Origin of the sequence: Marisediminicola sp. LYQ85 (assembly GCF_046600695.1) — a bacterium.
GTDB lineage: Bacteria > Actinomycetota > Actinomycetes > Actinomycetales > Microbacteriaceae > Marisediminicola.
Genome location: NZ_JBKIWO010000002.1, coordinates 717,353 through 740,750, shown reverse-complemented (window position 1 = coordinate 740,750; position 23,398 = coordinate 717,353). Strand labels below are relative to the sequence as shown.

Here is a 23,398-nt window from a genome sequence, read left to right as displayed (position 1 = left end):
CTGGCGGCCGGTGGCCGCACCGACTATTCGGAACCAACGTTTCGTCGGTTCGTGGAATAGTCACTACTGAGACGTGACGACGAGCACTTTCGTCACGCGTGAATCGAATAACTTTTCCGGGCGGTGTGAGATGTCGACAGACGAACTGAGCGAGCAGGTCTCCCCCTCGGACTCCGCGCCGTTCGACCTGAGCGAGGCATCCGACGGAATCCTTGCGGGCCGGTCGTCCGACGGCGACGAGCGCGCGTTCGAGATTCTCGTGCGCCGGCACGGTCCGCTCATGCGGGCGTACGTCATCCGCATCCTCGGTTCGAACAGCGATGCGGACGACGTCGTGCAGGAGGCGTTCATCACCGCGTGGCGCGAGCTCGCGACCACCGAGGTCACGGCGGTCAAAGCGTGGCTCATGAAAATCGCGTCGCGCAAGGCGATCGACCGAGTGCGCTCGCGTCGCCGCGTGGAGCCTCTCGAGGACTGGGATGCCGAGACGAGCGACTCCGAGTCCCCCCACCGTCTCGCCGAGGTCGCGTCGCAGCGCGAAGTGCTCTCCCGCGCCCTTTCGAGGCTTCCTGTCGTGCAACGCCAGTGCTGGGTTCTGCGCGAAGTGGGTGACCGCAGCTACGACGAGATCGCCGAAGAACTGGGCATCCCACCGTCGACCGTGCGGGGTTCGCTCGCTCGGGCACGGAAGACACTCGCGAAAGAGATGGAGGAATGGCGATGACCGACGACACCACCGGCGACAACACCGATGACCGCACCGTCGACGGCATCGCCGATGGCACCGACGACGCCATCATCGATCTCCTCACCGACTACATCGAGCGTGACGAGACCCCTCCCGCCGAGCTGCTCGACCGTGACCCCGAGTACGACCTCGCCTACCGGTCGCTCTTGCGCGTGCGGTCCGTCGCCGCCGAACTCCTCGAGCAGGATGCCGCGGAGGACGTCGGTCGCGATGACAGCTGGGTGACGTCGATCATCGCGAACGTCAACAGGGAGTCCCGCGCCGGCCGCTCGATCCCCCTCGCCCACCCGTCGCCGCGAGCGACACTCACCGTGACCGAGGGCGCGGTTCTCGCCCTCGTGCGCGCGGCGGGCGACGCTGTTCCCGGGGCGATCGTCGGCAAGTGCCGCTTGCGCGGCGACGTGACGGTTCCCGGCGAGCCCATCGACGTGCTCGTCGAGGTGAGCGTGTTCTGGGGCGAAGACATCCCGGCGGTCGCCGCGCGCATCCGGTCGGAGGTCTCGACGAGCCTCCTCCAGCACACCGAGCTCGCGGTCTCGTCGATCGACGTCCTCGTCTCCGACGTGCATTTGAGGCGGAGCAACGGAGGAGCACTCGCATGACGATCGAGACATCAGCCATCCCCGAGGGCGTCGAGCCCTTCGAGCGGTCCCCGGGCCTCGCGGCCGACCTCACGGCGGTCGTCGGTGCGGTCGAGGGCGTCGAGCACGTCTACGACGCCCGCCCGGCCGTGACGGCGATCGTCGGCACGGTCGTCGCCGCGGTGGTTCGCCGGGAGGACTCCCCCGTGGTCGTCGGTGAGCGCGAGGGGGTCATGACCGTTGCGGTGCGCATCGCGGCCGCCGATTCCCGCCCCGCATCGGCGACCTGCCGTGCCGTGTTCGACGCCGTGAGCGACCACCTCTCGGGTGCGTTCGGTTCCGGTCTCGCGGTCGAGATCACCGTCGAGATCGGACGGATCGGCTGACAGCGCGGAGGTTTATGCTGACTCCCGAAGAAAGGCGACACGATGCACGGTGAATACAAGGTCCCCGGGGGCAAACTCGTGGTCGTCGATCTCGATGTCGAGCAGGGCGTCATCACGAACTTCCGTCTCGCCGGCGACTTCTTCCTCGAGCCCGACAGCGCGCTCGACGACATCAACGCCGCAGTCGAGGGTCTGCCGGAGTCGAGCGACGCCAAGCGGATCGCCGCCGCCGTGCGCGCCGCCCTCCCCGCCGACGCGCAATTGCTCGGCATCACGCCCGAGGCGGTGGCCGTCGCCGTTCGCCGCTCGCTCTCGCGTGCGACGGGGTGGCGCGACTACGAGTGGAAAGTGGTCCACGACCGCGCGTACTCCCCGCAGATGCAGATGGCCCTCGACCAGGTGCTCGCCGAGGAGGTCGGCGCCGGACGCCGTGGCCCGACCCTCCGCATCTGGGAGTGGGATGCGCCCGCCGTCGTCATCGGCAGCTTCCAGTCGGTGAAGAACGAGGTCGACCTCGACAACGCCGCGAAGTTCGGGTTCTCGGTCGTGCGCCGCATCAGCGGGGGTGGCGCGATGTTCATGGAGGCGGGAACCGCGATCACCTATTCGATCTACGCGCCGTCGGACCTCGTGCAGGGCATGACCTTCGCCGACTCCTACGCCTACCTCGACGAGTGGGTCATCATCGCCCTCAAGTCGCTCGGGATCGACGCGAGCTATCAGCCCCTCAACGACATCACGAGCCCGACGGGCAAGATCGGCGGTGCAGCGCAGAAGCGCCTCGGTGCCGGCGCCGTGCTCCACCACGTGACCATGAGCTACGACATGGACGGCGAGAAGATGGTGCAGGTGCTGCGCATCGGTCGCGAGAAGATGAGCGACAAGGGCACGAAGAGCGCGGCGAAGCGTGTCGACCCCTTGCGGAGCCAGACCGGTCTGCCTCGCGAGGAGATCATCGAGAAGATGAAGGCGACGTTCGCCGGACTCTACGGGTCGACGGCGGGGGAGATCACGGCAGACGAACTCGCGAAGGCGGAGAATCTCGTCGCCGAGAAGTTCGCCACCGAGGAGTGGTTGCGCCGGGTGCCCTGACTCGCGCGATCGCGGTCAGGGCACCCGGAGGCTAGCCTCGGCGAGGCGCGCTCGAGGAGCCGCTCGTGTCGGTCGTGCGGAGTTCGTCTCGCGACATCTCCATCGCCGCGAAGTCGGTGTCGTCGGCGAACGACTTCATGCGTGCGACGCGGAAGATGATGAGCGCGTAGACCGCCTTGGCGACGATGTCGGCCACGGAGTATCCGATCTGCAACCCGACCCAGGCATCCGCGCCACCGATGTCGAGGATGGGCAGCAGGTAGGCGATCGGGTAGACGCCCCAGCTGAGCAGGAGGAGGAACCTGAGGTTGCCGAGGGTCTTGCGCACGTTCTCCGGTTGCGTCTTGAGCGACTTGGTGAGCTCAACGAAGAGCACGTAGAGGATGTAGAGGAACGGGATGGTCGACAGCAGCCCGAAGAGACCGCGTGTTCCGAGATCGTCGCTGATCTCACCGGGGTATCCGAGGGCGATCATGAGCGCCGACGCGGGGATGAGCCTGAGGAGCAGGCCTGTCTGCACCGACCGTGCGAGGGCGAGCACCGCGACGAGTTCGACGAGCAGAAGCGGCACGGTGAGAAGCCAGTCGACATAGCGGTACCCCTCGTTGAACGAGGCTCCCTCGGCCTGGACGTACGTGCCCGCGCCGCCGACCGCATCCGTCACGAAGGCGTCGGTGAACGAGGAGAAGATGCGGAAGTAGTGGTATGCCGCGATTCCGCAGACGATCGCGGCGACAGTGATCGCCTGGCGATAGCGCGGGAGTAGCCGCGGTAGCGAGATGACGAGGAATATCGCGGTGAACAGCTGCGCTGCGATCACGAGCGAGAGGAAGTTGTAGACGGTGTCGTACTGACCCTGAGTCAGTTCGTCGGGGATCACGGTTAGCTCCTTACTGAAGGTCTGGACTGACCTGCTCGGGGCTAGTGTGCGCGCAGTAGCTGGAGTTTCTAGGCTGCGTCCACATACTCGAGGGATCGTTATCAACTCGAGTCGCAGCCCGCGCCGATCGGGTTATCGGGCTTCGAGACCGAGGTAGTCGGGGTGGTCGTCGAGCCACGACCTCACGAAGGGGCAATCGGCGCCGACGCTGTCGCTCGACTCGTCACGGATGCGATCGAGGATGGCGCGGACCATGTCGCCCCCGACACCCGCGCCGCGGCGATGCGCGTCGACCTCGGTGTGCACGATGTGGATGACACCCGGGGTGCGCTGGTAGTCGGCGACGCCGACATCCTCGCCGTCGACGCGGTAGACGAAGCGGTTGTGGGTGGTCTCGTCGATCAGTTCTGTCGCTGGCGCGTCGGTCATGAGCCCAGCGTAAGCGCGCCGCCGGGAGTACGGCACAATGAGCGGATGCCCGAAGCCTGGTCGCGAGACTCCCCGAGCCGCGTGATCCACGGCGACAACCTCGCCGCGACCCGCCCCCTGCCCGACGGCGCGTTCACCGTGGTCTACCTCGACCCGCCGTTCAACACGGGGAGATCTCAGTCGAGGCAGTCGACGAGAAGCGAGCGCAACCCCGACGGCGCCGTGCGCGGGTTCAAGGGCCAGCAGTACGACCGCATCCGCGGCGACCTCGTGCGCTACGACGACAGCTTCGACGACTACTGGAGCTTTCTCGAGCCGAGACTCGCGGAAGCATGGCGGCTGCTCGCCGACGACGGCACGCTCTACCTGCACCTCGACTATCGCGAAGCGCACTACGCGAAGGTGCTGCTCGACGCCCTCTTCGGCCGCGAGTGCTTTCTCAACGAGATCATCTGGGCCTACGACTACGGCGCCAAGTCGAAGACCCGGTGGCCCACGAAGCACGACACGATCCTCGTCTACGTGAAAGACCCCCTCGGCTACCACTTCGACTCGTCGGCGGTCGATCGCGAGCCCTACATGGCGCCGGGGCTCGTGACCCCCGAGAAGGCCGCCCTCGGCAAACTGCCGACGGATGTCTGGTGGCATACGATCGTGAGCCCGACGGGGCACGAGAAGACGGGCTATCCGACCCAGAAGCCTCTCGGCATCCTCAAGCGCATCATCGCGGCATCCTCTCGCGAGGGCGACTGGGTGCTCGACTTCTTCGCCGGAAGCGGCACGACCGGCGCGGCCGCCCTCGCGCTCGGCCGACGCTTCGTTCTCGTCGACGAGAGCCCCGACGCGTTGCGCGTCATGCGCGCGCGGTTCGCCGACCACGACGGCGTCGAGTTCGGATGATCGCGCCCGATCAGTTCGCGATCGCGTGCCCCGATGACGCCCGAACCACCAGTCGCGGTTCGAGAACCTCGTGGCGATCCGACGAGCGGCCGTCGAGTCGCTCGACGATCATCTCGACGCACAGTCTCCCGATGGCGTCACTCGGCTGATCCACGCTCGTGAGTCGCGGTCTCACGAGCGAGGCCAGCGCCGTGTTGTCGTAACCGACGATGGAGAGCTCGCCCGGCACGTCGAGCCCGAGGTCGATCGCGGCGTCGAGGATCGCGATCGCCGCGAGATCGTTGCTCGCGACCACGGCTGTGGGCCTCGCCTCGGGCGTCGAGAGCACCTCCCGCACGCGCCGCTCGAGCTCGATCAGATCGGATGCACCGACCACGAGCGGTTGCCGGGCGCCCTCCCGGCCCTCCATCGCGGCGGTGTATCCCGCGCGTCGGCCGAGGGCCGCGGGTCGGGTGGATGCGCTCGCGAAGGCGATCGCGCGGTGCCCGAGGTCGAGGAGGTGGGTGGTCGCGGCGAAGGCGCCGCTGCGATCGTCGCTCGTGACCGTGTCGACGCCGGACACCGATCGAGGCATCTTGCCGACGACCACGACCGGAAGGCGTGAGGCGGCGGCGGCGAGCGCCGCGGGGTCGACGCGCGAGCTCACGACGATGATGCCGTCGACACCCAGGCCGACCATGTCGCCGACTCTCGCCCCGAGCAGCGCCGAGTCCCGTCGCCCCTGGCCGATGAGGAGATCGAATCCCGCGGTCTCGGCGGCGATCTCGACTCCGCTGAGGATCTCGGTGTAATACGGGTTGCCGAGGTCTGTCGTGACGGCACCGAAGAGCGCGGTGCGGCCTTGAACGAGTGAGCGGGCGAGCCGGTTCGACCGATATCCGAGCGCCACGGCGACATCGGTGATGCGGGCGCGGGTGGCGTCGCTGACTCCCGGGTCGCCGCGCAGAGCGAGCGAGACGAGCGATTTCGACACCCCGGCCTCGCGCGCGACGTCGACGATCGTCGGTCTCGAGGTATCGGCGGTCACCACGGGTCCAGTATGGCCGCCTTCGCGCGCGGGCCTTGCTCGAGTGAACTGGAACGTTCCAGCACTCGCAACCTCGTCTCCCCCTCCCCGTCGCCGGTCGTTCACCGTCGGCTCATAACTTCGCAACCATGAACTTCCAGACAGCCCCCGGCGCGAGCGCGACCCGCAGGCTCGCGCGACGCCCCGACGCCCTGCTCCTCGACTTCGGCGGGGTGCTGTTCCAGACCACGAAACGACCGACCGGGCGCCGCGACGCCGCGGAACTCCTCCACGCCGAGCTCGCCGCGGTCGGCCACGACGTCTCCTCGGCCGAACTGCACCGTGCCCTCGACGCCGGCTTGCGCGCCCTCAAAGACTGGAAGAACTCGGCGGGCCGGCGCCGCGAACCCGTGGAACTGGCACCGAGAGAGATCTGGACCGACTTCCTCGCGTCCGACCTCCCCGACGCCGTGCGGGCGACCCTCGCCGCCGACGCCGCCGGGCTCCTCGACCGCATCACCCCGGTGCTCTCCGACCACGAGGTGCGCCCGGGCGTCGTCGAGTTGCTCGAGTGCGCCGCCGAGCTCTCGATCCCCGTCGGGATCGTGAGCAACGCCCACTCCGGGCGAGCGCATCGCGCCCTGCTCGAGAGGCACGGGCTGTCGTCGCACATCGGCGTGCAGATCTACTCCGACGAGGTCGGCATGCGCAAGCCGCACCCCGGCATGGTGCAGCTCGCCGCGACCGCCCTCGGCACGACCGCCGAGCGCTGCTGGTTCGTCGGAGACACGGTCGATCGCGACGTCGTCGCCGGCCGACGCGCCTCCGTGGGAGCCGTCGTGCTCACGCGCTCCCAGCACACCGACGAGCCGCCGTACAGCGTCGACGCCTCCGCCGACGCCGTCTTCGCGACACCGCTCGAGCTCGTGCCCGTGCTCGCCGCGACCGTGCCCGACACCACTGCAGAGCGGCTGCCGTCGACGACCGGGAGCGAGAGCGCCGTCGCCGTGCCCGCACACGTCGCCGCGCCCCGCGCGATCCTCCTCGACCACGGCGGAGTGATCTCGACCTCCGTGAAAGACGTCGCCGCCCAGCGCCGGTTCGGCGCGGACATCGCCCGGCGGATGCGCGAAGCCGGACTCTCGACAGACGACGCGGTGATGACATCCGCCCTCGAAACCGCGCGCTTCCGGCATCGCCAGTGGAAAGACGGCGGCGAACACTCCTCCCGCGTTCTCGAGATCACCCCGCGCGAATTCTGGTGCGAGATCGTGGGAGCAGGACTCGCCGCGGCGGAACGCGCGTGGCTGCGCGCCGAAGCGACCGAACTGTCGTACCACTACGCCTCGGTCAAGAGCTCGACCTCGATCCGCCCCGGCGTGCGCGACCTGCTCGAGCGGGCGCGGACCGCGGGGATCCCCGTGGGGATCGTCTCCAATACCCTGAGCGGGCGTGCCGTGAGGCGGCGCCTCGCCGACGCCGACCTCGGTGACCTCTTCGCCGTGCAGATCTACTCCGACGAGCTGGGGCGTCGCAAACCCGACCGCGCGATGCCCGACGAAGCGATCGCCGCCCTCGGGGTGCACCCCGAACACTGCTGGTTCGTCGGAGACAAACCCGACCGCGACATGGTCGCGGCCCACGCGGCGGGAATCCCGGTCGCCATCCTCGTGCGCGGCGGATCGCTCGACGACGCCACCGTCGACCACGCCGCGACGCTCGATGGGCCCGAGCGGCCCGACGTCGTCATCGACTCGATCCACGAACTCGACCGCCTCCTGTGCGAGGCGATCTCCCCCGGCAACCCCCCGAGCGCCGATACCCGGCGTCGACAGGAAAGGGCACTCTCATGACCCGCACGACTCCCGCGACCAGCACTCCCGCGCGCCGAGGAATCCCCCGGCCGGGCGAACTGAGTCAAGCGCAGAAGCTCATGGTCTTCGTTCTCTCGATGACGATGTTCGGGCTCGCGAACATCCTCACCGAGGTGCTCCCCGAGCTCAGGCTCGGACCGGTCGAACTCTCGGTGTCGTACCTCGCGTTCGTGCCCGTCGTCATCGTGTGCCTCTTCCACCCGCTCTACGGAGCGCTCGGAGCCCCCCTCGGGGAGATCGTCTTCGTCGACCTCCTCATGGGCAACTTCTCGGGCATCGGCGAGCTCGAGGGCTACATCCAGCTCGCCCTCGGGCTCTACATCGGCGGTTCACTCGTGCGCGACCCGCGCAAACGCTGGCAGGTCGCGATGGCCGCCATGGTCACGGTGCTCCTCGACAAGCTCGTCGGCGGAATCGTGGATGTCGGCAAGGTCTGGGTCGGGGTCGCCGACGCCGAATACGTCGAGGGCTTGCCGCAGAGCATCCTGCTGCTCGAGGGAATCGCCTTCAGCACCGACTTCATCATCAGCGGAATCATCTTCGGGGCGATCCCGGCGATGCTCCTCGCTCCGCGTCTGTACGGCAAGATCGAGCCCTTGCTCGGCATGGCTCCGCGAGACCCCGCTGTTCCCGTCGCGCGACGGGCGCGGGCATCCGCACCCTTCGTCATCGGCGCCCTCTTCCTCTCGTTCGTCGCCATGATCATGGCGTTCCTCGACGAACTCGACGTGACCTTCGGCGTGTGGGAACCCGACTTCATCGGGCAGTACGGAGCGCAGTTCCTGTGGATCGGGGTGTCGGCCGCCATCATCGTGCTCGTCACGGCCGTCGTGATCGTGCGATGGATGATCGCTCGCCGCTCCGCCGACCGCGCGGCGGTCGAGCCCCGGTCGCCCGACCGCACCTCGTGAGCGCGGTGATCGAGGTCACTGACCTCGGATTCCGCTACCCCGGAGCGGCGGCGCCGAGCCTCGAGCACGTCGACCTCACCATCGAACGGGGCGACTTCGTCGCGGTCGTCGGCGGCAACGGGTCGGGCAAGACGACGCTCTGCAAGAGCTTCAACGGGCTCATCCCGCACTACTGGTCGGGGGAGTTCAGCGGTTCGGTGCTCGTCTCCGGTCACGACACCACCGAGGTCTCGGTCGCGCGACTGTCGCACCTCGTCGGCTACGTCTACCAGGACTTCACGAACCAGCTCGTGCGCCCGACGGTGCACGACGAGGTGTCGTTCGGGCCCGTCAACTACGGGCTCGCCGACCACGCTGCTCGAACCGAGGAGGCCATGGAGCGCCTCGGCATCGCGCACTTGCGAGACCGGTTCGTCTGGCAGCTCTCGGGCGGCCAACAGCACCTCGTCGCTCTCGCGAGCGTGCTCGCGATGCGCCCCGAGGTCATCATCGTCGACGAACCGGTCGCCGAACTCGACCCCGTGCACGCGGAACAGGTCTACGAGAGGCTCTCGGAGCTCAACCGCACGCTCGGCACGACGATCATCGTGATCGAGCATCACGCCGAGTTCGTGGCGCGCTACTGCCGGAGCGTCGTGCTCATGTCGCAGGGGACCGTCGCGTGGCACCTTCCCGTTCGAGACGCGCTCTCTCGAGCCGACGAGCTCGCGGAGCACGGCATCCCCGCGCCGCAGGTCGTGCACGTGAGTCGAGCCCTGACCCCCGACCGCCCCGTGTCGACGACCGTCGACGAGCTCGCCGAGGCGATGCGCGGGCGAGTCGACCACCCCGGCGCAGCGCACCCGCCAGCGGCGGCATCGACGGCGACAGCGGATGAGACGCCCGCCGCGTGCACCCCCGTGGTCGCCGAGCTCGACTCCGTGCACTTCGGATACCGCACCGTGGAGGGCCGCCGATCGACGGTGCTCGACGGCGTCGACCTCCGGCTGCACGAGGGCCAGCGCGTGGCCCTCGTCGGCGGTAACGGTGCGGGCAAATCCACCCTGCTCCGCCTCCTGACCGGGCTCAAGGTGCCCCTCGCGGGCGAAGTCGTCGTCGACGGAACCAACACCCGCACGATCTCGGCGGCGGAGCTCGCCGACCGGGTGTCGTACCTGCACCAGCACCCCGAGCAGATGTTCCTCAACGACACGGTGCGCGCCGACATCGCGATGTTCCCTCGCTCTCGCGCGCGCGTCGACGCCCTCGAGACGGTCGAGACCATCCTCGAACGCATGAATCTGCTCGGGGTCGCCGACCGCGACGGGCGGATGCTGTCGGGCGGGCAGCAGCGACGAGCGACGCTCGGCATCGGGCTCGCGATGACACCCCTCCTGCTCTTGCTCGACGAACCGACGTCGAGCCTCGACGTCGCGACGCGCAACGTCGTCATCGAGATGCTCGCCGACCTCTCCGACCGCATCCGCTGCGTCGTCGTCGCGACCCACGACATGCACCTCGTCGCCGAGTGGGCCGATCGCGTCGTCGTTCTCGGCAACGGCCGCGTGCTGCGCGACTGCACTCCGCGCGACCTGTTCGCCGACGCCGACCTGCTCGCCGAGGCGATGCTCGTGCCCCCGCAAGTGACCCAGGTCGGCATCGCTCTCGGCGCTCACCCTCCGGTGTTGAGCGTCGCCGAGTTCACCGCCCGATTCGCCGCGACAGCGGGCGATCGATCACACGAAAGGGTCGGATCGTGACGACGACGGCAACTCCCCCGCTCGAGGCTCGCGCACCCCGCTTGACGAAGAACCGGCGCGAGCGCGACACCCTCTCGGTCGAGTGGGTCAAGCTCGAGCTCCTCCGCACCGCGTATGCGACGCGCGGTGGACTCCTGTCGATCATGGATCCGCGCGTCGTCGTCGTCTGGTACCTCCTCATGGGGGTGAGCCCGTGGTTCACGCACAACCTCACCGTGCTCGCGATCCTGTTCGTCGTGACGGCGATCTCGGTGTTCGCGAGCCGGGTCGGTCCCCTCGTGCTCGGGCTCTTCGTGATCGGTCTCATCGGCGAAGGGTTCTACGTCTTCGCGGCCTCGTGGTTCTTCGGCGGCGACCTCACGACCGTGCTCTCACTCCTCGAGCTCACCCTCAAACTCGGCACGCTCAGCATGGCGAGCATGGCGGCGTTCGTCTCCCTCGACCCCGAGAAGCTCTCCGACGCCCTCCTGAGCTTTCGCGCTCCGGCGCTCCTGAGCTTCGGCGTCAGCTACGGCTACCGCATGCTCCCCATCCTCGTCGACGAGTTCCACACCATCGTCGACGGCCACCGCGTGCGGTCGGCCCCCGTGCGCTCCCCCGGCTTCCTCGGCTGGCGCTACGTCGTGAGGCTGTGCCGGGTGACCGTCGCGGCGTTCTACCCGCTCATGCTCAACACGGCCAAGCGCACCCGCACGACCGTCGAAGCGCTCGAGACCCGAGGGTTCACCTACGCGATGGAGCACCCCGACGGCCAGCGCATCCGACTGTCGTACTTGCGAGTGCGGGGGCGGGATGTCGCACTGCTCGTCGTGAGCGTCGGCATCATCGTCGGGGCATACCTGATCGGGGGCGCGTTGCCCTTCTACGTCCGCGCCACCGGAGGCTGAGCACGCGGCGAGCGCGGCACCGGCCTACGACTCGCGCGTGATCTCGACCGTGACGAAGAGCTCGGACTTGAACGGGCCGGCGTAGACGCCGCGCAACGGCGGAACGTCGTTGTAGTCGCGCCCCCGCCCCACGAGCACGTGGCGGTCGCCGATGTCGATGAGGTTGGTGGGGTCGAACCCGCGCCAGCTGCCGCAGAACCACTCGACCCACGCGTGCGACTCGCCCGTGACGGTCTCCCCGATCGCCGCGTCGGGTTTCGGATGCAGGTAGCCCGACACGTAGCGCGCGGGGATGCCGACCGACCGCAGAGCCCCGATCGCGAGGTGGGCGATGTCTTGGCAGACACCCTTGCGGTGCTCCCACGCCTCGGCCGCAGTGGTGTGCACGCCGGTCACCCCGGTCATGTACTCGACGCTCTTACCGATCGCGACGCAGATCTGCATCGCGGCCTCGCACGGACTCACACAGCTGTCGGCGATGCTCCGCGCGAGCTCGACGACGTCGGCGGGCGGAGCGGTGCGTCGCGTCTGCCCGCGCTGCTCCACGAACTCCGTCGCGCGGTCGGCGAGCTCCGTGAGGTCGTCCCACGCGATGACCTCGTGGGGATGCTCGCGATCGCGCACCTCCACGAGACTCGTGGCGGTGAGGGCGAGCTCGCGGTGGGGCGTGAGGATCTCGAACGACGACACCCGGCTCCCCCAGTAGTCGACGTAGGCGTTCTGCGCCGACATGGGGGAGATCTCGAGCCCCGAATACATCACGAGTTGGCCTTCGGAGCTGACCGGGAGCATCCGCGCCTCGTTGTACGACGCGGTCACCTCTCCCTGATAGTGGAATCCGGTCTTGTGTTTGATGCGCAGGCGCTTCACGAGTTCTCACTCACCCAACTCGGTTCGGCGTTCTTCGGAAAGTAGCGTTCGCGGATCGCTTCGGACGCGGCGCTCGTGGCGAGCTGCACGTTGTCCATGTGGGTCGGGAGGTCGTCGAGGATGTCGGCGATCGGCCGGAACTCGAGGTCGCTGCGGATCTGGCCGAGCCGGCGGAGGGCGTGATCGGAGGTGCCGACACGGTCGGTGCGTGGCTCGATGTCGCGCATGCACATCTCCGCGCGGCGCACCGAGAAGAGGATGGAGCGCGGAAACAGCCTGTCGAGCAGGAGGAACTCGGCGGCGTTGCGCGCGCTCGGCATGCCGCGGTAGGTGCGGAGGTAGGGCTCGTATGCCCCGCACGACCTCAGGATGGTCGTCCACGACGGCCCACTCGCCTCGGTGAGCGACCTCGTCGAAAGCAAGCGCGCGGTCATGTCGGCACGCTCGATGCTGCGCCCGAGGGTGAAGAACTGCCACGCCTCGTCGCGGCTCGTCGCCGACTCGATGATGCCCACGGCGAGCGCGGATCGCTCGCGCACCCAGCCGAAGAACTCGTGCACCTTGTCGCCCGCGACCTTGCGCGGCATGCGTGCCCTCGTGGTGTTGAGGCACTCCCACAGCTCGCTCGACACGATCTCGCGAGCCCGGCGGGCGTTCTCGCGCGCGGCGCCGAGGGAGTAGGCGATCGAGGCGGGCTCGGCACGGTCGACCGCGAGGATGTCGAGCACGTCGCTGCGACTGAGCTCGCGGTCTTCGGGGATGGCGCTTCCCATGACGCTCAAGAGCGAGCGGCACGCGATGTCCTCCTCGATCCACGGGTCTTCGAGCAGCAACTGCAGGTGCACGTCGAGGATGCGCGCCGTGCCGTCGCTGCGCTCGATGTAGCGGCCGATCCAGAAGAGCGACTCGGCGATACGGCTCAGCATGCGGGCGCCTCCGTCTCGGTATCGGTATCGGTATCGGTATCGGTCGTCGAGCGTGTCGGAACGGCGTCGCGGCCCTGCTGCTGCTGCTCCTGCTGACCGTGGTCTTGCGGGTGATCGTGGGCGTGCTGGTCGGGGGCGCGACCCTCGGCCTCGGCGAGCATCTCGGGTGTGATGACCGTGATCGACTCGGTCGGTGCGGCCTGGTCGGCGACGAGACCCTGGATGCTGTGCCTCGACACCTGCAGCGGCGTCGTTCCGACCACCCAGGTGTCTTTCGAACCGCCACCCTGGCTGCTGTTGACGACGAGTTGACCCTCGGGAAGCGCAACACGGGTGAGGCCGCCGGGGAGCACCCAGACATCCGTTCCGTCGTTGACGGCGAAGGGGCGCAAGTCGGCGTGACGCGGGCGGAGACCGTCGTCGACGAGGGTGGGGATCGTCGAGAGCTGCACGACGGGCTGCGCGATCCAGCCGCGCGGGTCGGCGAGCAAGCGCGAGCGCAGAGCCTCGAGTTCGCCCTTCGACGCGTCGGGGCCGACGACGAGACCTTTGCCGCCCGAGCCGTCGACGGGCTTGACCACGAGTTCGTCGAGTCGATCGAGCACCTCCTCGAGGGCCCCCGGGTCTTCGAGCCTCCACGTGTCGACGTTCGGAAGGATCGCCTTCTCCGACAGGTAGTACTCGATGAGGTCGGGCAGGTAGGTGTAGACGAGCTTGTCGTCGGCGACGCCGTTGCCGACCGCGTTCGCGATCGTGACGTTGCCGAGCCTCGCGGCGAGCATGAGTCCGGGCGAGCCGAGCATCGAGTCCGCGCGGAACTGCAGAGGATCGAGGAACTCGTCGTCGACCCTGCGGTAGATCACGTCGACGCGGGTCGGGCCCGAGGTCGTGCGCATCCACACCCGGCCACCGGAGCAGAACAGGTCGCGGCCCTCGACGAGCTCGACCCCCATGAGGCGGGCGAGCAGCGTGTGCTCGAAGTACGCCGAGTTGTAGACGCCGGGCGTGAGCACGACGATCGTCGGGTCGTCGATACCGGGAGGCGCGCTCGCCCGCAGCGCGTGCAGGAGCTTGTGCGGGTAATCGCCGACGGGCCTCACGCGCATGCTCACGAAGAGCTCGGGGAGGGTCTGCGCCATGACGCGACGATTGGAGATGACGTAGCTCACGCCCGAGGGCACGCGCACGTTGTCTTCGAGCACGCGCCATCCGCCGGTCTCGTCACGGATGAGGTCGATCCCCGAGACGTGGATGCGCACGCCGTTCGCGGGGTCGATGCCCGCGGCCTGCCGGTGGAAGTGGCTCGACGAACTGATGAGCGCCGCCGGGATGACGCCGTCGCGCACGGCGTTCTGCGGCCCGTAGATGTCGGCGAGAAAAGCCTCGAGCGCCCGCACGCGTTGCTTCACGCCCGCCTCGACATCCAACCACTCGGCCTGGTCGATCACGCGCGGAACGGCGTCGAGGGGGAACGGCCTCTCCTCGCCCGCGAAGTCGAACGTGACCCCCTGGGCGAGATACGAGCTCGCGAGGGCGTCGGTGCGACCCCGCAGCTCGTCTTGAGTCATCTGGCTCAGAGCCGCATGGATCTCGCGATACGGGGCCCGCGTCGAGCTCGGCGTCGCGAACATCTCGTCGAACGGTGCCGCCCCCGCGCGAGGACGGGTGCGTGCGGCAACATCCGTGTAGCCGTCGAAAAGGTCTCCCATTCGGCCACTCTATTCGGGCGGATGTTGCGGCGGTGTTTCCGCGAAACGCCGCGGGGGCGGCATCCGCTCTCGCTCGCGCTCTACGGAACGACGACGATTTTTCCGCGCAGGTGCCCCGTTTCGAGGCGACGATAAGCCTCGGCGGCGTGCTCGAGGTCGAAGCGGGCTTCGATGGGGATGCGCACGGTTCCGTCGGCGACGGCGTGTGCGACGGCGGCGAGCACCTCGATGTCGGCGGCCCCGCCCGAGCCCCCACCCACCGTGCCGACACCGTAGGTCTGCGCGGCGGAGTGGCTCGCGATGCTGTTGATCCGGCCGGCCGGAACCCCGAGCGCGATCGCCGCCTCGACCGTCTCGTCGCCGCTGTTGTCGAGCACGGCCGTGAGCCCCCCGGGAGCGGCGGCACGGATGCGCTCGACCTGCCCCTCCCCGTAGAGCACGGGGATGACGCCGAGCCCCCGCAGGAAGTCGTGGTTCGACTCGCCCGCCGTGCCGATGACGGTCGCCCCCGTCGCGCGCACGAGCTGCGCGGCGATGACACCGACCCCGCCGGCGGCCGCACTCACGAGCACGGTGTCGGCCGGGGTGAGACCGAGAGACGCGACGCTCTTCCACGCCGTGCGGCCCGCGATGTCGAGCGAACCGGCCTCCTCGAACGAGAGCTCGACGGGTTTGCGCGCGATCGCGTCTGCGGCGATCACGACGACGTCGGCGAGAGCCCGGTGCCGGGCGCCGCCGAGCACGTCATCGCCGACAGCCCACTCGGTGACGCCCGCGCCGACCTCGTCGACCGTTCCCGCGAAGTCGTTGCCCGTGCCGCCGGGGAGCGGCGGCCCCCACGGCAACAGCCCCGCGCGGATCTTGCCGTCGACGGGATTGAGACCCGCCGCACGCACGGCGACGCGCACCTCACCGGGGCCCGCATGCGGCTCGGGGACGTCGACGAGCTCCAACACCTCGGGGCCACCGTTGACCGCGTATTGCACGAATCTGGACATCTGAACTCCTTCACACCGTGGGGTCGGCCTGCCGCGGGCCGCCTGGCCGTCTGGCTGTCGGGCCGTCGGGCTGTGCGAAGCCCGCCGATCGCATGCCCTCATTCTGCGGGGAAGCCCTCGGAATCGCCCCACAGACCGCGGCAGCTCTGGTCAGACCGACCACTCGAGTCGTTCGAAGTCGAGCGACGCGACGGTCACCCGCTGTCCGTTGCCTGCCTCGCCCCCCACGGTGATCGTCACGGGCGTCGAGCGAAGGTTCGCGAGCATCAGGACGCGGCGGTCGTCGACGACGGCCCCGAGCGCCCACACCTCCAGAGGCGCCGCGACAGCCTCGAGGAGAGGCAGTCCGGCGATCTCGTGCAGCGCGGCGACGGCGCGCTCGACCGGCACCCCGCGGATGCCGCGAGGGCCGTCGATCTCGAAGTAGGCGAGAGACGCGACTCCCGGGCGGGCGAGCGCGGCGGCACTCGCGACCACCCATGCCGCGAGGGCCGGAGACGCCTGCCGAGGATCCGTGGCCTCGGGCAGCAACGCCGCGCCGTAGCCCGCGGCGCCGTTGTCTTCTGCGCCGTGTTTTTCCGAGCCGTATTCTTCCGAGCCGGGGCCGGTCGTGTCCGGCGCCGACGTCGCAACGGCGTTGAACCGCGGGCGGAGCGTGATCGGACCCACGTGCACCGGGAGCCCCACGGCGATGCGCGTGGCATTCTCGACGACCTCGCGCTGCACGGCGATGGACTCGACGAGCTGCGCCCGCTCGACCGCGTGCATCTGCGGTGTGATGCTGAACGACACCGCCTCGACGCCCTCGACGACGCCCGCCGACCTGTTGAGCTCCGTGAAATGGCCGCGGGTGCCCCCGACGATGTCGGGGCGCCACGACCTCTCGCGCAGATGAGCGGCGAGCGCCGACACGATCTCGGCGTCGGCGACATGCCCGTGTTCGGCGAAGGCCCCGATGCGCACGACCCGCTCGAGCGAGAGCACGGCCACGACGTCATCGAGTATCGGCGCGAGGGTGTGGGTGTCACGCACGCCGACGATGCGCACATCGAGCGGGAGCGCTCCGGCCTCGCGAGACGCGGCCACGAGCGCCTCGCGCCACGGGGTCGCGACATCGAGCTCGACGAGCACAGCGGAGGCGGGAATCACGGGCGCATGCGCAACCGCAGGCGAGTCACGTCGCACGATCGGCGGGCCCGTCGTCGCTCCGAGAACGAGGTGGGGCACGCGTCGAGCCGCCTCAGCGACATCGACGGCGTGAGCGACATCGACGGCGTGAGCGCCACGCTCCTCATGCCGATGCGGTGCGGCATCCTGCTGGATGCCGTCCACCGCGGTGATGCGCGCGGTCAGAGTGACGGTCTGCGCGATGATCTCGCCCCGGGAGACGGTCACCGGGAAGGGCTCGGCGAGGGGTGTTCCGTAGGTCTTGAACGAGGCATCCGTCCAGTTCCTCTGGTCTTCCATCTCGAAGATCTCGCCGTCGAACCGCAGCGAGCACTCGAGGCCCCCGGTGTGCCAGCCGAGCCCGACGATGTCGACCGCCGGCTGGTGCGGGCTGATGCGATCCGGAAAGCTCGAGACGGAGGTCGTCGACGGTGTCGTGACGACGAGCTCGGTGCCCGCGACCGTCGGCGGGTGCAGCACGACGAGCCCGATCCGATTGCGCTCGAACTCGGCCTGCGCCTCGAGAGACAGGGCCACGGTCAGGGTCTGCTCGAGCGTGTCCGTTCGTGCGCCGGTGACGGCGAGCCGTCCGGTGAGCTCGAGTCCGTGGCCGCTCATCCGCACGTCGAGGTCGAGGCCGTCAGTCCGAGCAGACGTCGCGGTCACCGAGGTCGCGACCGTGTTCCAGTCTCGATCGCGCGCGACGGCCCGGATCGAGCGCAGCACCGTCCTCCCGGCGAACCGGATGTCTGCGAACTCGTCTCCCCTCGTCTCGATGGTCCAGTCGCCGAGCCTCAGGGTCTCCGGGCGGGGCTCGGCCGATGCCCACCGTCGTTCGGCGACCCGCCACGCGGCGGTCACGGCGGCGTCGGTATCCGCGTCGGTATCCGCATCGGCGTCGGCCTCGACGTCGGTATCGGGCGAGCCGGGCACCGGAGGTTTCCCGAGAGGCGTCACGGTCAGAGAGTGGTCATGCCGCCGTCGACGGCGACGAGGGTTCCGGTCGCGAACGCGCTCTCGTCGCTCGCGAAGAAGACCACGATGCCCTCGATGTCGCCCGGTGATCCGGCTCGCCCCATGGGGATGCGCGAGATGATCGCGGCGCGCGATTCGGGGTCGGACGTGATGGCGCTCACGAGGGGTGTCTCCGTATAGGCCGGCACGACCGTGTTCACGCGGATACCTTCCTTCACGTAGGCGGCGGCGACGGTGCGACCGAGCCCGTGTATCGCCGCCTTCGACGTGCTGTAGGCCGTGAACTCCGCCCCCTCGCCGCGGATTCCCGTCGGACTCCCCGTGAGGATGATCGAGCCGCCACCGTTCGGCAGCATCGCTCGCACCGCGTGTTTGAGTGTCAGGAATGTGCCGGTGAGGTTGACGTCGATCGTGCGCTGCCAGGAGTCGAGGTCGAGATCGGCCACCTTCGCGTCGCGGCCGAACAGTTGCACGCCCGCGTTCGCCACGACGACGTCGGGAACCCAACCGTCGTCGACGAGCGACGTGAACGCCGCGGTGACGCTCGCCTCGTCGGAGATGTCCATGAGCATTCCGCGGGCCGCAACGATTGCGCCCGCGGAGACGATCTCGTGTGCCGCAGCGACCGCGCCTGCTTCGTCACGATCGGCGAGGATCACGCGCGCCCCTTCGGAGGCGAGCCGCGCCGCGATACCGCGACCGATCCCTGCGGCCGCGCCCGTGACGAGCGCTGTCTTTCCCTCGAGACGTTCTGACATGGGGCTCCTCGTCGAGTGTCGTGTCCGTGCCCGCCAGCTATGAACCGGTTGACCAATCAGACACTAGTGGGGAGATCACCGTGCGCCAAGCCCCGGGAGACCTCAGCCTCGCGCGGGGCGAGTCGAATCCCTCACGACGAGGGAGGGCGTGAGGATGCGGCCCTCTTGCGCGTCACCCGTCTCGAGCCGGCGCACGAGCAGCTCGAGGGCGGTTTCGCCGAGGGTCTCGAACTCCATCCGCATCGTCGTGAGGCGGGGCCAGAAGTACTCCGCTTCGGGCATGTCGTCGATGCCCACGATGGAGAAGTCGGTCGGCGCCACTCGGCCGCGATCGGCCATCACTCGCAGGAACCCGAGCGCGAGCTCATCGTTGGCGGCGACGACCGCGTCGAACGAGTCGATCTCCACCCGGCGGGCGGCGTCGGCGCCCGAGGCGGCCGTCCAGTCGGCGCAGTCGTACCGCGCGGGCGCGGGAAGCGCCGCCGCGGCCATGACGTCGTCGAAACCGTGCAGACGCTCGACAGCCTCGTGATACCGCAGAGGTCCGACGAGATGGATGATGCGTCGATGCCCCTGCTCCACGAGATGACGCGTGGCTCCCGCGGCGGCGGCATACGAATCGATGGTCGCGAACCCCGCCGTCTCGGCGGAACGGGAGAGCGAGATGGCGGGAACCGCCTTCGCCGCACGTTCGAGATGCTTGACGATGCCGATGAACGGCGTCGCGACGATGATGCCGTCGACGCGGAACGAGACGAAGTTGTCGAGAGCCCGCTCGACGTCGAGTCGTCCGTCGACCGACTCCACGTCGACATCCAGTTGCGCGATGATCGTCGACAGTCCCGCTTCTTTCGCCACCCTGCTCAAGCCGGTCATGATCGACGTGTTGCCGAAATTGAACGGCCCCATGGCGAGAACGCCCACGGTGTGCGACCGCTGCGCGCGCATACTCCGCGCGATGCGGTTGTGCCGGTAGCCGAGAGACTCGATCGCCTCTTCGATGCGACCTCTCGTGGCGTTGCCGACGTAGCCACCGGTGAAGTACCGCGAGACGGTTTGAGCGGAGACACCCGCTTCGGCGCCGACGTCGGCCATCGTCGGCCACGAGCGCGCGGGTCGTTCGTGAGCCTCCGACATGGTGTGACCTCCACGGCGAGCGTACTTGAGCGGGCCCGAACGCTCCGATGGAGGCCCGGAAAACTCGACGCGAAAAAAACCGGTTGACTTATTGACCTCCAAATGTGTTATCGATAACGTACTCGCAATCGACCGATCGACAGCCCTCCGGCTCCTCTCGATCGTCGACACCCAGCACCGACGATGACGTCCACCTCTGAGGCGTCCCACCGAAAGGACGCAAAGATGCGTGCACGATCGATACCCCTCGCGATGCTCACCGGCGCCGCACTCGTTGCGACCCTCGGGGCGTGTTCGAGTTCAGGCGACTCCGGCGACGGCTCGACGACCATCACGTGGTTCAAGCTGACCGAGACGGCCGAGAGCGCGAGCGCGGCCCTCGACACGGTCATCGCCGACTTCGAAGAAGCGAACCCCGACATCACCGTCGATGTCGAGGAGCGCGCGACCGACGCCCACAAGGATTCGTTGCGCACGACGCTCGGCACCTCGGGCGCCCCCGACATCTTCTTCTCCTGGGCCGGCCCCGGACTCGGCGGCGAATTCATCGACGCGGGGGCGAGCATGAATCTCGAGGAGTACTACGCCGAATACGGCTGGGAAGATCGCTTCAGCGACGCGGCGATGGAGACCGTGACCCAGTACGGCGGATACGACGGCGTTCCGTACACGCAGCGCGGCGAAGCGGTGTTCTACAACAAGGAGCTCTTCGCCGAAGCGGGAATCGACGAGGCCCCCACGACGTACGACGAACTCGTCGACGCCGCGGCCGCCCTCTCCGACGCCGGCATCACCCCCATCCAGTTCGGGGGAACGGTGAACTGGCACCTCATGCGACTGCTCGACAGCCTGCTCGAGACCGAGTGCGGCGCCGACGGATATCAGGCGCTCGTCACGACCGAAGCGAGTTGGGCAGACGAGCAGTGCGTCACCGACACCTTCACCGAGTTCGCAACCTGGAGCGAGGACTACGTCAACCCGGGATTCGCGTCGATCAACAACGACGAGGCGAGTGCGCTCTTCTTCTCAGGAGAGGCCGCGATGGCTCTCGAGGGCGACTGGTTCAACCAGGTCATCCGCGACGCCGGGATGGACGAAGACACCGTAGGACTGTTCCCCTTCCCCACCGGAACCGGGCGCCTCTACGGCTTCAACGAGAACAACTACATCTCGGCCAACAGCGAGAATGCGGATGCCGCGGCCCGCTTCCTCGACTACCTCACGTCTGAAGACGCCCAAGCGACCATCATCGAGGCGTTCGGCAGCCAGTCCGTCAACGTCGACGTCACCCCGGAGGGCGACTTGAGCGAGCTCGATCAGGCCTGGGGTCCGATCTTCGCCGACGCGACCGGGGTCTACATGAACAACGACCAGAACCTGACCCTGTCTCAGACGACGGAGTACTGGCGCATCCAGAACCTCGTCGCCACGGGCGAACTGGACCCTGCCGACGCGGGCGCGCAGTTCCAGCAGTTCATCGACCAGCAGTGAGACCGAGCGTGCGGGGCGTCGATGGTCGCCCCGCACGCTCCCCCCAACCCTCTCGAAAGAGGTCATCATGACGACCGCCACACGCTCGCGCCGCACAGAAACCCCGACCCCGCGTCCGGGAGCGACCGCGACGCGAGCGCGCCGCATCGGGCGCAGCGGCTTCATCGCCGCACTGCCGTTCCTCGCTCCCGCCCTCGCGGCCTACGTCGTCTTCGTCGTCGGCCCGATGATCGAGTCCGTCCGCCTCAGCTTCTTCGAGTGGTCGGGTTTTCAGGGTGCGCCGCAGGAGTTCGTCGGCCTGCAGAACTACGTCCGCATCTTCACGAGGGACCCGGTCTTCTACACGGCACTGAGCAACTCGATCATCTGGGTCGTACTCTCGCTCATCATCCCCGTGGGCCTCGGCCTCGTGATGGCTCTCGCCCTCAACCGACCGCTGTTCGGCCGCAACGCGTTCCGCTCGCTCTTCTACATCCCCGGCGTGCTCGCCCCCATTGCGATCGCCAACATGTGGCGCTGGATGTACAACCCGAACTACGGCGTCGGAGCGAGCCTCGCCGAGGTCTTCGGTCTTCCGTGGCTCGCCGAGATCCAGTGGCTCGGCGATCAGAACCTCGCGCTCTATTCGATCTTCGCGGCGTTCGTCTGGCAGATCGCGGGCACCAACATGGTGCTCTTCCTCGCCGGACTCCAGTCCGTGTCACCCGAACACGTCGAGGCGGCGAAACTCGACGGCGCGGGGCCCTGGCAGATCCTCGTCAACGTCACGCTGCCCGCTCTCCGCCCCACGACCGTCATCGTGGTCGTGCTGACCATCATCAACTCGATCAAGGTCTTCGATCTCATCGTCGGCATGACGGGTGGTGGGCCTGCCCAGCAGACCCAGGTGCTCGCGCTGTGGTCGTACTCGCAGTCCTTCCTCAACAACGAGTACGGCCCCGGCAACGCCATCGCGACCGTCCTGCTCATCGTGACCCTCATCATCGTCGTCCCGTACATGGTCTGGACGGCCCGCCAGGAGAAGAACTCATGAGCCTCTCGACCGTTCCCCCCGCGACACCCGACACCCTCGCCCTCGCGAAAGCCCGCCGGCGCCGACCCCGACAGACCCGCGACTACGTGCTCGGCGGGCTGTGGATCGCTCTCCTCGTCTCCGTGGTGATCTGGGTCGTGCCGATCGTGTTCATGCTGTTCACGTCGCTCAAGAGCGAGGCCGACATCTTCGGGACTCCCGCGTTCGTGCCACCGTGGTCCCCGGAGTGGGGCAACTACACCGAAGCGCTCGAGCGAGGCAACCTGCTGGTCGCCGGCGGCAACAGCCTCATCATCGCCATCATCAAGGTCCCCGTCGGCCTGTTCATCTCGGCTGCCGCCGCATTCGCTCTCGCCCGGTTGCGCTTCAAACGCCAGCGACTGCTCATGGGTGTCATAGCCATGGGCGCGATGGTTCCCATCCAGGTCGCGATCGCCCCGCTCTTCCAAGTGATCTCGAGCCTCGACCTTCTGAGCACCCACGTCGGCGTGATCCTGCCCTACATCGCGTTCGGGTTGCCGTACCAGACCTTCATCCTCTACGGCTTCTTCCGCGCCATCCCCGAGGAGATCGACGAGAGCGCGAGGCTCGACGGTGCGAGCAACTGGCGACTGTTCTGGCAGATCATCCTGCCACTGTCGAAGCCGGCACTCGCGGCGCTCTTCATCCTCGACTTCGTGAGCACCTGGAACGAGTACTCCATCGCTCTCGCGCTGCTCCAGAGCCAGGACTCCTGGACCATCCCGCTCGCGATCCAGGGATTCCAATCGCAGTTCACGAGCTCCTACGGTCCGCTCAACGCCTTCACGATCATGTCCGTCCTCCCCGTGCTGATCGTCTACCTCATGTTCCAGCGCTATTTCGTCGAGGGCGCCTTCGCGGGCGCCGTGAAAGGCTGATG

General features: G+C 68.3%; 22 protein-coding genes. 12 read left to right on the top strand and 10 right to left on the bottom strand.

The window, feature by feature from the left end; all coding sequences use genetic code 11:
• Positions 1-130 precede the first annotated feature (130 nt).
• Genes ACLHG5_RS11940 through ACLHG5_RS11925 form a run of 4 tightly spaced genes read left to right on the top strand, consistent with a single transcriptional unit; the run spans position 131 to position 2,807 of the window.
• Entirely contained in the window at positions 131-724 is a 594-nt protein-coding gene (locus ACLHG5_RS11940; RefSeq protein WP_411316516.1) for an RNA polymerase sigma factor, read from the top strand.
• Positions 721-1,350 (top strand): Asp23/Gls24 family envelope stress response protein, encoded by a 630-nt coding sequence (locus tag ACLHG5_RS11935; RefSeq protein WP_411318965.1) that lies wholly within the window; start codon positions 721-723, stop codon positions 1,348-1,350. The genes ACLHG5_RS11940 and ACLHG5_RS11935 overlap by 4 nt, the downstream gene beginning before the upstream one ends.
• Positions 1,347-1,715, top strand: coding sequence for a hypothetical protein (locus tag ACLHG5_RS11930; RefSeq protein ID WP_411316519.1), 369 nt, complete (start codon positions 1,347-1,349; stop codon positions 1,713-1,715). Before ACLHG5_RS11935 ends, ACLHG5_RS11930 begins: the two co-directional genes overlap by 4 nt.
• A 42-nt stretch (positions 1,716-1,757) precedes the next feature.
• Positions 1,758-2,807, top strand: a complete 1,050-nt coding sequence (locus tag ACLHG5_RS11925) for a lipoyl protein ligase domain-containing protein (protein ID WP_411318964.1) — start codon at positions 1,758-1,760, stop codon at positions 2,805-2,807.
• Between the two features lie 31 nt (positions 2,808-2,838).
• On the opposite strand, the gene ACLHG5_RS11920 is transcribed toward ACLHG5_RS11925, so the two are convergent.
• Together ACLHG5_RS11920 and ACLHG5_RS11915 are read right to left on the bottom strand one after the other, a co-directional pair.
• Positions 2,839-3,687 carry a bacteriorhodopsin gene (locus ACLHG5_RS11920; RefSeq protein ID WP_411316521.1) on the bottom strand — a complete coding sequence of 283 codons (849 nt, stop codon included), beginning with the start codon at positions 3,685-3,687 and terminating at the stop codon, positions 2,839-2,841.
• 132 nt (positions 3,688-3,819) lie between these two features.
• Positions 3,820-4,116, bottom strand: a complete 297-nt coding sequence (locus tag ACLHG5_RS11915) for a GNAT family N-acetyltransferase (protein WP_411318963.1) — start codon at positions 4,114-4,116, stop codon at positions 3,820-3,822.
• A 45-nt stretch (positions 4,117-4,161) separates the two neighbouring features.
• On the opposite strand from ACLHG5_RS11915, the gene ACLHG5_RS11910 reads away from it, so the two are divergent.
• Entirely contained in the window at positions 4,162-5,016 is an 855-nt protein-coding gene (locus ACLHG5_RS11910; RefSeq protein ID WP_411316523.1) for a DNA-methyltransferase, read from the top strand.
• Between the two features lie 10 nt (positions 5,017-5,026).
• Here the strand turns inward: ACLHG5_RS11910 and ACLHG5_RS11905 are convergent, their stop codons facing one another.
• Positions 5,027-6,046 (bottom strand): LacI family DNA-binding transcriptional regulator, encoded by a 1,020-nt coding sequence (locus ACLHG5_RS11905; RefSeq protein WP_411316524.1) that lies wholly within the window; start codon positions 6,044-6,046, stop codon positions 5,027-5,029.
• A gap of 125 nt (positions 6,047-6,171) precedes the next feature.
• On the opposite strand from ACLHG5_RS11905, the gene ACLHG5_RS11900 reads away from it, so the two are divergent.
• Genes ACLHG5_RS11900 through ACLHG5_RS11885 form a run of 4 tightly spaced genes read left to right on the top strand, consistent with a single transcriptional unit; the run spans position 6,172 to position 11,433 of the window.
• On the top strand, positions 6,172-7,875 hold the full coding sequence (locus tag ACLHG5_RS11900) for an HAD family hydrolase (protein WP_411318962.1): 1,704 nt from the start codon (positions 6,172-6,174) through the stop codon (positions 7,873-7,875).
• Positions 7,872-8,807, top strand: a complete 936-nt coding sequence (locus tag ACLHG5_RS11895) for a cell division protein FtsQ (protein ID WP_411316526.1) — start codon at positions 7,872-7,874, stop codon at positions 8,805-8,807. Before ACLHG5_RS11900 ends, ACLHG5_RS11895 begins: the two co-directional genes overlap by 4 nt.
• Positions 8,738-10,546 carry an ABC transporter ATP-binding protein gene (locus ACLHG5_RS11890; protein WP_411318961.1) on the top strand — a complete coding sequence of 603 codons (1,809 nt, stop codon included), beginning with the start codon at positions 8,738-8,740 and terminating at the stop codon, positions 10,544-10,546. Before ACLHG5_RS11895 ends, ACLHG5_RS11890 begins: the two co-directional genes overlap by 70 nt.
• Positions 10,543-11,433 (top strand): energy-coupling factor transporter transmembrane component T family protein, encoded by an 891-nt coding sequence (locus tag ACLHG5_RS11885; RefSeq protein WP_411318960.1) that lies wholly within the window; start codon positions 10,543-10,545, stop codon positions 11,431-11,433. Before ACLHG5_RS11890 ends, ACLHG5_RS11885 begins: the two co-directional genes overlap by 4 nt.
• Before the next feature lie 24 nt (positions 11,434-11,457).
• Here ACLHG5_RS11885 and ACLHG5_RS11880 read toward each other — a convergent pair whose 3' ends face one another.
• From ACLHG5_RS11880 to ACLHG5_RS11850, 7 genes are all read right to left on the bottom strand, one after another.
• Positions 11,458-12,303 carry a transglutaminase family protein gene (locus tag ACLHG5_RS11880; protein WP_411316529.1) on the bottom strand — a complete coding sequence of 282 codons (846 nt, stop codon included), beginning with the start codon at positions 12,301-12,303 and terminating at the stop codon, positions 11,458-11,460.
• On the bottom strand, positions 12,300-13,229 hold the full coding sequence (locus ACLHG5_RS11875) for an alpha-E domain-containing protein (RefSeq protein ID WP_411316530.1): 930 nt from the start codon (positions 13,227-13,229) through the stop codon (positions 12,300-12,302). Before ACLHG5_RS11875 ends, ACLHG5_RS11880 begins: the two co-directional genes overlap by 4 nt.
• On the bottom strand, positions 13,223-14,938 hold the full coding sequence (locus ACLHG5_RS11870) for a circularly permuted type 2 ATP-grasp protein (RefSeq protein ID WP_411318959.1): 1,716 nt from the start codon (positions 14,936-14,938) through the stop codon (positions 13,223-13,225). The genes ACLHG5_RS11875 and ACLHG5_RS11870 overlap by 7 nt, the downstream gene beginning before the upstream one ends.
• An 80-nt stretch (positions 14,939-15,018) precedes the next feature.
• Entirely contained in the window at positions 15,019-15,936 is a 918-nt protein-coding gene (locus ACLHG5_RS11865) for an NADP-dependent oxidoreductase (RefSeq protein ID WP_411318958.1), read from the bottom strand.
• 150 nt (positions 15,937-16,086) lie between these two features.
• Positions 16,087-18,060 (bottom strand): hypothetical protein, encoded by a 1,974-nt coding sequence (locus ACLHG5_RS11860; RefSeq protein WP_411318957.1) that lies wholly within the window; start codon positions 18,058-18,060, stop codon positions 16,087-16,089.
• A 2-nt stretch (positions 18,061-18,062) separates the two neighbouring features.
• Positions 18,063-18,836 carry an SDR family NAD(P)-dependent oxidoreductase gene (locus ACLHG5_RS11855; protein WP_411318956.1) on the bottom strand — a complete coding sequence of 258 codons (774 nt, stop codon included), beginning with the start codon at positions 18,834-18,836 and terminating at the stop codon, positions 18,063-18,065.
• A gap of 102 nt (positions 18,837-18,938) precedes the next feature.
• Complete coding sequence (locus ACLHG5_RS11850) at positions 18,939-19,973, bottom strand: LacI family DNA-binding transcriptional regulator (RefSeq protein ID WP_411318955.1); 1,035 nt, start codon at positions 19,971-19,973, stop codon at positions 18,939-18,941.
• Positions 19,974-20,198: 225 nt separating this feature from the next.
• Here ACLHG5_RS11850 and ACLHG5_RS11845 point away from each other — a divergent pair, with 225 nt between their 5' ends.
• The 3 genes from ACLHG5_RS11845 to ACLHG5_RS11835 all read left to right on the top strand — a co-directional run bounded on the left by ACLHG5_RS11845 (position 20,199) and on the right by ACLHG5_RS11835 (position 23,396).
• On the top strand, positions 20,199-21,464 hold the full coding sequence (locus tag ACLHG5_RS11845) for an ABC transporter substrate-binding protein (RefSeq protein ID WP_411316536.1): 1,266 nt from the start codon (positions 20,199-20,201) through the stop codon (positions 21,462-21,464).
• 67 nt (positions 21,465-21,531) lie between these two features.
• Entirely contained in the window at positions 21,532-22,497 is a 966-nt protein-coding gene (locus ACLHG5_RS11840) for a carbohydrate ABC transporter permease (protein ID WP_411318954.1), read from the top strand.
• Complete coding sequence (locus ACLHG5_RS11835) at positions 22,494-23,396, top strand: carbohydrate ABC transporter permease (RefSeq protein ID WP_411316539.1); 903 nt, start codon at positions 22,494-22,496, stop codon at positions 23,394-23,396. The genes ACLHG5_RS11840 and ACLHG5_RS11835 overlap by 4 nt, the downstream gene beginning before the upstream one ends.
• Positions 23,397-23,398: the final 2 nt, after the last annotated feature.

Excerpts from the sequence above, each read along its gene's own strand:
- ACLHG5_RS11940 (WP_411316516.1), top strand. The coding sequence starts at position 131 with ATGTCGACAGACGAACTGAGCGAGCAGGTCTCCCCCTCGGACTCCGCG.
- ACLHG5_RS11935 (WP_411318965.1), top strand. The coding sequence starts at position 721 with ATGACCGACGACACCACCGGCGACAACACCGATGACCGCACCGTCGAC.
- ACLHG5_RS11930 (WP_411316519.1), top strand. The coding sequence starts at position 1,347 with ATGACGATCGAGACATCAGCCATCCCCGAGGGCGTCGAGCCCTTCGAG.
- ACLHG5_RS11925 (WP_411318964.1), top strand. The coding sequence starts at position 1,758 with ATGCACGGTGAATACAAGGTCCCCGGGGGCAAACTCGTGGTCGTCGAT.
- ACLHG5_RS11915 (WP_411318963.1), bottom strand. The coding sequence starts at position 4,116 with ATGACCGACGCGCCAGCGACAGAACTGATCGACGAGACCACCCACAAC.
- ACLHG5_RS11910 (WP_411316523.1), top strand. The coding sequence starts at position 4,162 with ATGCCCGAAGCCTGGTCGCGAGACTCCCCGAGCCGCGTGATCCACGGC.
- ACLHG5_RS11900 (WP_411318962.1), top strand. The coding sequence starts at position 6,172 with ATGAACTTCCAGACAGCCCCCGGCGCGAGCGCGACCCGCAGGCTCGCG.
- ACLHG5_RS11895 (WP_411316526.1), top strand. The coding sequence starts at position 7,872 with ATGACCCGCACGACTCCCGCGACCAGCACTCCCGCGCGCCGAGGAATC.
- ACLHG5_RS11890 (WP_411318961.1), top strand. The coding sequence starts at position 8,738 with ATGGATGATCGCTCGCCGCTCCGCCGACCGCGCGGCGGTCGAGCCCCG.
- ACLHG5_RS11875 (WP_411316530.1), bottom strand. The coding sequence starts at position 13,229 with ATGCTGAGCCGTATCGCCGAGTCGCTCTTCTGGATCGGCCGCTACATC.
- ACLHG5_RS11870 (WP_411318959.1), bottom strand. The coding sequence starts at position 14,938 with ATGGGAGACCTTTTCGACGGCTACACGGATGTTGCCGCACGCACCCGT.
- ACLHG5_RS11865 (WP_411318958.1), bottom strand. The coding sequence starts at position 15,936 with ATGTCCAGATTCGTGCAATACGCGGTCAACGGTGGCCCCGAGGTGTTG.
- ACLHG5_RS11855 (WP_411318956.1), bottom strand. The coding sequence starts at position 18,836 with ATGTCAGAACGTCTCGAGGGAAAGACAGCGCTCGTCACGGGCGCGGCC.
- ACLHG5_RS11850 (WP_411318955.1), bottom strand. The coding sequence starts at position 19,973 with ATGTCGGAGGCTCACGAACGACCCGCGCGCTCGTGGCCGACGATGGCC.
- ACLHG5_RS11845 (WP_411316536.1), top strand. The coding sequence starts at position 20,199 with ATGCGTGCACGATCGATACCCCTCGCGATGCTCACCGGCGCCGCACTC.
- ACLHG5_RS11840 (WP_411318954.1), top strand. The coding sequence starts at position 21,532 with ATGACGACCGCCACACGCTCGCGCCGCACAGAAACCCCGACCCCGCGT.
- ACLHG5_RS11835 (WP_411316539.1), top strand. The coding sequence starts at position 22,494 with ATGAGCCTCTCGACCGTTCCCCCCGCGACACCCGACACCCTCGCCCTC.